This window comes from Vulcanococcus sp. CPBay_Sum15L08_68 (assembly GCF_017855895.1).
Lineage (GTDB): Bacteria > Cyanobacteriota > Cyanobacteriia > PCC-6307 > Cyanobiaceae > Vulcanococcus.
Map to the genome: position 1 here is coordinate 1 of NZ_JAFMFX010000068.1, position 9,039 is coordinate 9,039.

At 60.6% G+C, this 9,039-nt stretch carries 8 protein-coding genes; 4 read left to right on the forward strand and 4 right to left on the reverse strand.

Annotation, left to right across the window (positions count from 1 at the left end):
• Nucleotides 1-54: 54 nt before the first annotated feature.
• Together QZ189_RS09630 and QZ189_RS09635 are read right to left on the reverse strand one after the other, a co-directional pair.
• A complete protein-coding gene (locus QZ189_RS09630) occupies nt 55-768 on the reverse strand; it encodes a hypothetical protein (protein WP_247477527.1) in 714 nt (237 codons plus the stop codon).
• Between the two features lie 23 nt (nt 769-791).
• Complete coding sequence (locus tag QZ189_RS09635; RefSeq protein WP_296415568.1) at nt 792-1,595, reverse strand: glucose 1-dehydrogenase; 804 nt, start codon at nt 1,593-1,595, stop codon at nt 792-794.
• Nucleotides 1,596-1,705: 110 nt separating this feature from the next.
• Here QZ189_RS09635 and QZ189_RS09640 point away from each other — a divergent pair, with 110 nt between their 5' ends.
• Genes QZ189_RS09640 through QZ189_RS09655 form a run of 4 tightly spaced genes read left to right on the forward strand, consistent with a single transcriptional unit; the run spans nt 1,706 to nt 4,618 of the window.
• Nucleotides 1,706-2,167, forward strand: a complete 462-nt coding sequence (locus QZ189_RS09640) for a cupin domain-containing protein (protein ID WP_247477524.1) — start codon at nt 1,706-1,708, stop codon at nt 2,165-2,167.
• Nucleotides 2,164-3,075: an SMP-30/gluconolactonase/LRE family protein gene (locus tag QZ189_RS09645; RefSeq protein ID WP_296421634.1), complete on the forward strand. Its 912-nt coding sequence runs from the start codon at nt 2,164-2,166 to the stop codon at nt 3,073-3,075. The genes QZ189_RS09640 and QZ189_RS09645 overlap by 4 nt, the downstream gene beginning before the upstream one ends.
• Nucleotides 3,072-4,049, forward strand: a complete 978-nt coding sequence (locus QZ189_RS09650; protein ID WP_296421635.1) for a VOC family protein — start codon at nt 3,072-3,074, stop codon at nt 4,047-4,049. Before QZ189_RS09645 ends, QZ189_RS09650 begins: the two co-directional genes overlap by 4 nt.
• Nucleotides 4,050-4,102: 53 nt before the next feature.
• Nucleotides 4,103-4,618, forward strand: a complete 516-nt coding sequence (locus QZ189_RS09655) for a DoxX family protein (RefSeq protein WP_247477509.1) — start codon at nt 4,103-4,105, stop codon at nt 4,616-4,618.
• Here QZ189_RS09655 and QZ189_RS09660 read toward each other — a convergent pair.
• Together QZ189_RS09660 and QZ189_RS09665 are read right to left on the reverse strand one after the other, a co-directional pair.
• A complete protein-coding gene (locus tag QZ189_RS09660; RefSeq protein ID WP_296415578.1) occupies nt 4,615-6,198 on the reverse strand; it encodes a GMC family oxidoreductase in 1,584 nt (527 codons plus the stop codon). The genes QZ189_RS09655 and QZ189_RS09660 overlap by 4 nt on opposite strands.
• A 38-nt stretch (nt 6,199-6,236) precedes the next feature.
• Nucleotides 6,237-8,900: a glucosidase gene (locus tag QZ189_RS09665; RefSeq protein WP_296415679.1), complete on the reverse strand. Its 2,664-nt coding sequence runs from the start codon at nt 8,898-8,900 to the stop codon at nt 6,237-6,239.
• Nucleotides 8,901-9,039: the final 139 nt, after the last annotated feature.

Genomic DNA, 9,039 nt, shown 5'->3' on the forward strand with positions numbered 1-9,039 from the left:
CGCAGAACCACGGCGGTGCTCTCAAACCGAGCACATGATGCCGCCGAAATCGCCTCAGATCACGGCCCGGTGATGCACACGCCCCAAAATCAAACCAATCAAGATGGCGACGTAGAGCTGCCCACTAATCGTGATCAGGTTCGCTAACACCTGAACCGTGACATCACTCGAACGCAGCACCTCCGTTCCCACCGTGGTGAGCAATGAAAACGAGGCCGCCATCAGGGCTGGAGCCACGGCCACGGTGAGGTCTCCCAGGGCCGAGAGCTGAGGAAGGGATGACTGCAGAAAGGCCGCTGGGTGCAGCACCCAAAGGGCTGTCAACAGCACACCACCAGCCAGACCGACACTGAGGTAACCCGAGGCGGCCCCAAGCACAACCGAGAAGGTCACATAGGGCTCCCGCACCAGAGCCTTGACCTTGCGAATCGCCACCACCAAAAGAAACAAAACCCAGACCATGACATGGGGCAGGGTCAGAATTTTTCCCAGGATTGGCCACCAACGCAGGGCCAGATGCCAGGTGATCTCCAGCACCACCGCGAGCGTGCCCAGGCTGTAGGTCAGGCGTTTACGTCCCAGCGGTGAATAGCGCGCCAAAAACACCATCAACTCGATGGCCAGCAGGCACAGCATCAAGGACAGCAACCAGGGCACCCGCTGTGCCACCGGCAACAGCAAGAGCAACAGGAGTTGCGCCCCCAAGGTGATGCGATAACCGCGATGGCGGCGGCGCATCTGCAGCAGTTGCTCGGGGGTGATCTTCATGACCGCACGGTCAAGGCGTGCCCTTAAAGCCCAGGACTGCTCTGCATGATTCCGCCATCGGCAAAGATGCTGGTGGCCGTGATGTAGCTGGCGGCATCGCTCGCCAGGAAAGCCACCACCTTGGCGATCTCATCGGGCTGAGCCATCCGCCCCATCGGGATCGCGGCGTTGAGCTTGGCCAGCAACTCCGGGTTGTTCATCGTCGAGTCGTTGATCGGCGTGGCCACAGCGCCCGGACCCACATTCACGATCGTCACGCCCTTGGAGGCCAGCTCCACGCCAGCGGTTCGGGTCAACATCCGCACACCACCCTTGGCCACGCAATAGGGGGTGTTATTGGGCATCGGCCAGTCCTCATGCACCGAGGAGATATTGATCACCCGGCCGCCACTGCCCTGGGCGATCATCTGCTTGGCTGCGTACTGGGTCGCGAAGAAAACGCCGCGCAGGTTGACATTCAGGACCTTGTCGAAATCCTCTGGCGTGGTGTCCAGAATCGACGTCCTGGTTTCGATACCAGCGTTATTCACCATGACATCGAGGCGGCCATAACGACTCACCGCGGCCTCAACCAAACGCTGCAAATCATCCAACTTGCCCACATCGGCCTGCACCCCAAAGGAGCAGCCCCCCAGCTCGCCAATCTCTTGCTCGAGCTCTTCCGTTGCCTCGGGATGGGAGCGGTAGTCGATCACCACCTTGGCGCCAAGGCGGGCCACCGTTTCAACAATCGACTTACCGATTCCGCTGTTGCCGCCCGTCACGATGATCACCTTTCCCTTGAGGAAATTGGAGAGGGTCTCCATGGCGTAGGGATTCGTCGACATGCCGTTTGATCACTCATCCGCAGGGTATGCATGGCGGCGGTAACAGACCACAGCTGACAACCACCAGGACCAAGGACAAGCTGAGCTGGGGCCCACCGCAACAAGAGACCGTGAACAACAGCGACCAAGGCATTGCTCTTGGCTACTGGCACCTTTGGCGTGATGCCGATGGCATCAGTCGACAGACCTACTGCGAGCTCAGCGGTTTTGAGTTGATCCAACTGGGACCGCGCAATACCCCTCTGTTCAACCGGGTGATTGAGAACGAGTTAATGGCCACGGCCGTGGTCTTACCCGTGGGTTGGAAAGCGAGCTGGCATGAAAACCCAGCACCCAAATTGATCTATGTGCTCAAGGGGCGCTGGGCCATCACGAGCATGGATGGCCAGCGCATTGAAGTGGGGCCTGGCGAGTTCTCCTTCGGCGGCGATCAGAACTGCATCACCGATGCAGAGGGACGCTGCGGTCACCTCTCCGAACAACTGGGGGATGAGCCCTGCATCCAGATGGCCATCCAACCGCGGGATGAGCGCTGGCTGAATCTGCAACCGGGTTGTTTTGCCCAGCCATGAGCCCGCTTGCTCCTCACTGCGACTGCCTCGACCCGCGCTTCAAGCAGCTGGTGCTCTTCAACGCGGAGCTCGAGCTACTTGCGGAGGGATTTCGCTGGCTGGAGGGTCCGCTCTGGTTTGGAGACCACCACTGCCTTCTGTTTAACGACATCCCCAACAACCGCACGCTGCGCTGGAGCGAACGCGATGGGGTCAGTGTCTTTCGGGAACCCTCTGACTTCGCCAACGGACAAGCCCGTGATGCCGCTGGACGCCTGATCCAATGCCACCACAGCAGTCGCTGTCTCACCCGACTGGAACACGACGGACAGGTGACGACCCTGGTGGATGCGGCCGAAGGTAAACGCCTGAATGCACCGAACGATGTCGTGGTGAAGCGGGATGGATCGATCTGGTTTAGCGATCCCCTCTATGGCCTGCTCAATGACTACGAAGGGGGCCGGCAAGCCTCTGAGCAACCCGCTGCGCTCTATCGCCTGGACCCTGAAACAGGCGAGCTTGATGCAGTGATCCGCGACCTCGACGGACCGAATGGTCTGGCCTTCTCACCCGATGAGCAGTGGCTGTATGTCGCTGAGACAGGAGCCCCTGACGCCGATGAACCGCGGCAACACATCATTCGCTATCCAGTCGCAGCCGATGGACGCAGCCTGGGACCGGGTCAGTTCTTTCACAAAGTCAATGTCGGCTGGGCCGACGGATTTCAAATCGATGAGCAGGGGAACCTCTGGTGCAGCGCCGGTGATGGCGTGCATGTGATTGCCGGGGATGGAGCGCTCCTCGGAAAAATTCGTGTTCCCCAACGGGTCTCGAACCTCTGCTTTGGCGATCGCTACGGCAGTCGCCTCTTCATCTGTGCCTCGAACCAGCTCTATTCCCTCTTCACCAACACCCGAGGTGCCCGATGACTCCCCAGATCAAAAGCATCGGCTTTAGCTGCTCAGATGCCAACCGCGTCTGCGCGTTCTACGAAGCGAACCTGGGCTTCAGCCCGGTGGCCGCATTCGACATCGACGCCGGTCCCTACGCGGAGCTCATCGGCCTGCCTGGAAGCCGCTTGCGCCTGCACCAACTCCAACTCGGCCAGGAGCGATTGGAGCTGACTGAGGTGCTGGCACTGGGGCCAGGACTGCGCCCAGGGCGTCCGATTCAGCAGGATTCCAGAAGTTGCGATCTCTGGTTTCAGCACATCTGCATCGTGGTCTCCGACATGGCGAAGGCGGCGGAGCCGATCACGGCCCAGGTGCAGGCCGGTGCGCTTCAGCCCATCTCCACTGGACCGCAAACGTTGCCGGAGTGGAACCAAGGGGCGGCTGGAATTCAGGCCTACAAATTCCACGACCCCGAAGGGCACTGCCTTGAGCTGCTGCAGTTCCCAGGGGGCAAAGGCGATGCCCGCTGGCATCCCAGCACGCCTAGGGGCACCTTCCTTGGCATCGACCACAGCGCCATTGCCAACGCCAACACCGAACGCAGCACCGCGTTCTATGGAGAACTCCTCGGCCTGCGCTTTGGCGGTGATGGGGTGAACCATGGCCTGGAGCAGGACCGGCTGGATGGCCTGGAGGGAACGCGGGTCCACATCAGTGCCCACCGCTGCCCCGAGGGAGCGGGGGTGGAATGCCTGAACTACATCGAGCCCACCGGGGGGAGGCCCCTGCCGGTCGATCAATCCGCGGCAGACCTGGCCCACTGGCAGATCCGCCTTGAGGTCGCTGAGCTCGATGCCATCAGCCAACGTCTCGAGTCCTTTGGCGGCTCGCACGTGTCCGACGGAGTGCAGACGCTGAACAGCGAGCAGGCTGCGCTCTTGGGTTTCCAGCGGGGATTGCAGGTGCGCGATCCAGACGGCCACCAGCTGCAGTTAATCAGCGTGGATTAAGCGCGGCCGGTTTCGGTTGTGATGTCTAGTTTTCGGGAAGTCACGGAAGTGCTGTGGACGTCACTCTTGTGAATTTGCTGGTGCCCGATGCACCCGCAGGTCTGGCCCCTTCGCCTATTGCGGAAGCCTCCTTGCTGGTGCTGCGGGTCTTTACGGGGATCTGCTTCATCCGCCATGGCTGGCCGAAGCTGAAAAACCTGCAGACCTGGTCGCAAATGTTGGGCACCCCGGCCTGGCTCTGCTTTCTCTCAGCCGGATCGATGTGGGCCGGCGGCATCGCGCTGGTGGCCGGAATCCTGACCCCGATTGCGGCCTTTGGAATTCTGGTGTCGATGGCCTACGCCATGGTCCTGGAGATGAAGGGTGGACTGCCCTTCGTTGCCGTTGACCCCTATCTGATTCCAGAAGGGGACTACGCCGGCCCCCTGGGGGTGGGCGAGCCCCCCAGCTGGGAGAAAGCGGCGATGTATGTCGTGATGTGTGTTGTCTTGATCGGTTGCGGCGGCGGCTTCTTCTCGCTGGATCACGCCATTACCGAGCAGGTGCTCCAGACCGGCCTCACCCTCTAGGTCTTCAGGCGAGCCGTCAGGTGCTCGCCCACACGAATGGCATTGGCGATGGCGGTGAGGGATGGATTCACCGCCCCAATGCTGGGGAAGAAGCTGGTATCGACGACATACAGGTTGTCGAGCTCATGGGCCTTGCAATTGACATCGAGCACCGAGCTCGCCGGATCCGTGCCAAACCGGCAGGTCCCAGCCTGGTGACCAACGGCCGCGATGCCCATGGCATTTTTGATGTACACCTGACGCTCCACCAGGTGTTTCTTCAAGTAGAGCTTGTCGAGGATTCCCTGAAGGCGACCCCAGAGCCGATCCGCTGAGGTCTGGTTATTGACCTTGTAGTTCAGGTGAATGTGCCCCCCCGCATCGATCGTCACCCGGTTATTTGGATCCGGAAGATCCTCCGTTGACACCCAAAAGTCGAGGGCGTGTTCGGCGATTTTGTCCATGGTCCAGCCCGGAACCAGGAAGGTCTCCAGCGGGGCGTAGCCCTTCATGATCGCGCCGCGGGTCTTACCCGTCATTTGAATATTGCCCATCGGGTAGTCGTAATCGGCATCGCCGAAATACCAGTCATTGATTGAGATGGTCTTCTGGAAGACCGTTGGATTGGGCTCGTGGGACAGGGCAACGGCGGCCTTGCTGTTGTGGAACATGTAGTTCCGGCCCACCTGATCAGAGCCATTGGCCAATCCGCGGGGATGACGATCGTTGGCCGACATCAACAGCAAGCGGGCGCTATTGGCCGCGCCGCAACTCACCACAACAACATCGGCCTTGTAGCTGAGCTGTTCCCCATCGCGTTCCACCTCAACGGAGGTGACGGCACTCCCCTCTGGATTGGTCACCAGACGCTTCACCTCAGCGCGGGTCAAGAGGGAGACATTGCCGCTTTCCTTGAGCGCCGGTCTGACACCACAGACCTCGGCATCACCTTTGGCATGCACCAGACAGGGGAAGCCATCACAGTTGTTGCAGCGCCTGCAGCGGCTGATCTCCATATTGGCTTCATTCAGCATCACGCCACTGGGGGCGTGAAACGGGTTCAATCCGGCCGAACGCAGATCATCGGCAAGCTGTTGAATCCGCGGTTCATGGGAAATCGGCGGATGGGGATAGGGCGCTGAACTTGGGGGGTCGGTGGGGTCCTCACCGCGAAGTCCATGGACGTGATACATCTCCTCAGCCTTTTGGTAATAAGGCTCGAAATCGCTGTAGCGCAGGGGCCACGCCGGGGAGACGCCGTCGCGGTGTTCCAGCTCCTCAAAGTCCCGCTGCCGCAGACGGAAATGGTGGGCGCCGTACATCTTGGTGGCACCACCGACGAAGTAATGACTTCCTGGCTGGAACGGCTGGCCCTTGCCGTCGTACCAGATGTCTTTGGAGACGTATCGACCCTTCTGAAAAACAGCTTCGGCATCCCAATTCTCCGGTTCCTGGGGCAACCAATCCCCGCGCTCCAGGATCAAGATGCGCAGACCCGTCGGCGCGAGAACCCGCGCCAAGGTGCCGCCACCAGCACCACTGCCAATGATCACCAGATCGAAGTCCTGACGATCGGGCTTCTGCAGTTGTGCCTCGAACACTGGATCAACCAGCCACTACCCGCAAACTAGAAACGGGCTCAATGGCTGTCCGCTGATTGTGATGAAGGGGCGCCTGGCGCTGGATAGCGGCTGAGCTGATTGATCATCTTGCAGACCATGGCCGTCCAACCGGTTTGGTGACTCGCCCCGACCCCCCGGCCGTTGTCGCCGTGGAAATACTCGTTGAACAGCATCAGATCCCGCCAATGGGGATCGTTCTGAAACAGCTCCACATCGCCCAAGAAGGGCCGCTGACCGGAGGCATCACGGCGAAACAAATTGACCAAACGATGCTGCAGTTGCAGCGAGACATCCCAAAGATTCATCCAGCAGCCAGAGCCGGTGGGGAACTCCACCTTGAAGTCATCGCCGTAGTAGTGGCCAAACTTCTGCAGGGACTCAATCAAGAGAAAGTTGATTGGGATCCAAACGGGACCGCGCCAGTTGGAGTTACCACCAAACATCGCCACCGGGCTATCGGCTGGGCTGTAGGCCAAGGTTTGGGTCTCACTCCCCTCGGTGAAGCTGTAGGGCTGGTCTTCGTAGACCTTCGAGAGGGCGCGAATGCCGTAGGGCGAGAGAAACTCTGATTCGTCAAAGAGCCTCTCGCAGATGCGGCGGAGCCGCTGCTCCGGCACCAGGGCAAACAGCAGGCGGTCATGGCGCCATTGCCCGAAGTGATCCAACAACCAATCAGGGCTGGTGCGTTCATGCAAAAACCAGCTCAAGCTCTGGGTGACATCAAGAACAGGCAGCCGTTTGATCGTCTCAACGTCAAAGCTGGCCACAGCCAACAGTGGAATCAGGCCAGAGACCGAGCGGGTCCGCAGGTATTCCGTCGATCCATCCGGTCGTTTGATGACGTCGTAATAGAAGCCGTCCTGCTCATCCCAATTCAGGTAGCCGCGATTGCCGGGCAGGTTCAGCGTCAGGGCCAGCTGAACAAAGTCGTAGACAAACCGCTCCGCGATATCGGCGTACTCGGGTTCCGTGCGCGTCAATTCCACACTGATATTGAGCAGGTTCAGGCTCAAGGAGGCCATCCAGGCGGTCCCGTCGCACTGCTCAATGCGGCTGCCATCGGCCAAGGGGTAACGGCGATCAAACACCGCGATGTTGTCGAGACCGAGGAAGCCCCCCTCAAAGAGGTTGTCTCCCCCCCGGTCATTACGGTTCGCCCACCAGCCGTATTCCAGGATCAACTTCCGCAGGGCCGCATGCAGAAAGCCCAGATCGCCCTCGTCGTTCTGCTTGCGCTCGATCTGAAAAATGCGCATCGCCGCCCAGGCGCCAATCGGCGGGTTGGGATCAGAGAGGGCCCACTCGTAGGCAGGGGTTTGCGCATTCGGCGCCGTGTAGTGGGGCGTCCGCAGAACCATCGCCTGTTGCTTGGCCGTCGCCGGATCGATCACCGCAAAGGCGACCGCATGGAACATCAGGTCCCATTGGCAGAAGTAGGGGTACTCCCAGGCATCGGGCATCGAAATCACGTCGTGGGCATGCAGCCGCTGCCATTCCGCGTTGTCCGTCGCCCAGCGCTGGGGGGGTGGCACCGGGGAGGTCGGATCGCCGTCCAGCCAGCGCAGAACACTCCAGCCGTAGTACTTCTTGCACCAGAGCAACCCCGCCGCGGCGCTGCTGTGGATTAAACGGTCCTCCTTGGAGAGGTTGGGAACACGCTCGGCGAAGAACTCATGCCATTCCCGCTCCCTTTGCACAAACAGGGCATCAGTCTCAGGACCAAAGGCCTCATTCCCGCTGGTCTCGTCCTGGGCCATCAGGCGCAGGTCCACCTGCCATTCCTCGCCAGGTTGCAGGGTGCGCTGCAGGAGGCGAGCAGCCTTGGTCCCGCTCTGCTGGGGGTTGATCGCCCCCTGCTCGGACTCGATCAAATAGCGGTGGAAGCCATCTTTTTGATAGGGCCGCGTATTGGGCTGTTGATAGAGGCGTTCGGTGTTGGTTTCGTTGTCGGTAAAAATCCAACGCCCTTCATTACGGCAGTGGAGTTCGTAGCCGCCCAAGCCACCACCAACCTGGGCCTGCAGGACATCACCCTTGAGACCCATCGGCTGCTCCTGCTCATCCGGGTAGCCCCAGCTCCAGGTATTGCGTAACCAGAGGGTGGGCAGCAGGGTCAACGGAGCCGCCTGATCACCGCGGTTGATCACCCTCAGGCGAATCGCCAGGTCGCGGGGGGAGCGCTTGGCGTACTCGATAAAGACATCGAAATAGCGGCTCTCGTTAAAGATGCCGGTGTCGACCAGTTCGTACTCGGGTTGATCGCGACTGCGCCGGCCGTTCTCAGCAATCAGGTCTTCGTAGGGAAAGCGCTGCTGCGGGTACTTGTAGAGCCCACGCATGAAGCTGTGGGTCGGCGTATTGGCGAGGTGGAAGTAGTAGTCCTTGAGATCCTCGCCGTGGTTCCCCTCGCCGTTGGCCAAGCCAAAGGGGCGCTCCTTGAGGATTGGATCCTGCCCATTCCAAAGGGCCAGCGAAAAGCAGAGGCGACACTCCGAGTCGCAGATCCCCAGCAGACCGTCCTCGCCCCAGCGATAGACCCGTGAACGGGCATGGTCATGGGGAAAGGAGGTCCAGGCGTTGCCATCGGCGGAGTAGTCCTCTCGAACCGTCCCCCATTGCCGCTCCGGCAAGTAACTGCCCCAAAGCGACCAAGGCACCTGGTCCTGGTCCCGTTCCGCCATCCGGCGGAGTTCAGAGGTCGCCTGGCCCGAGCCGCTGGTCACAGCACACCCAACACCTGATCGCCAATCCGCAGGGCGTTGGCGATCACCGTCAGCCCCATGCCCACGGCCGGACAACTGGGGAAGACGCTGGCATCAG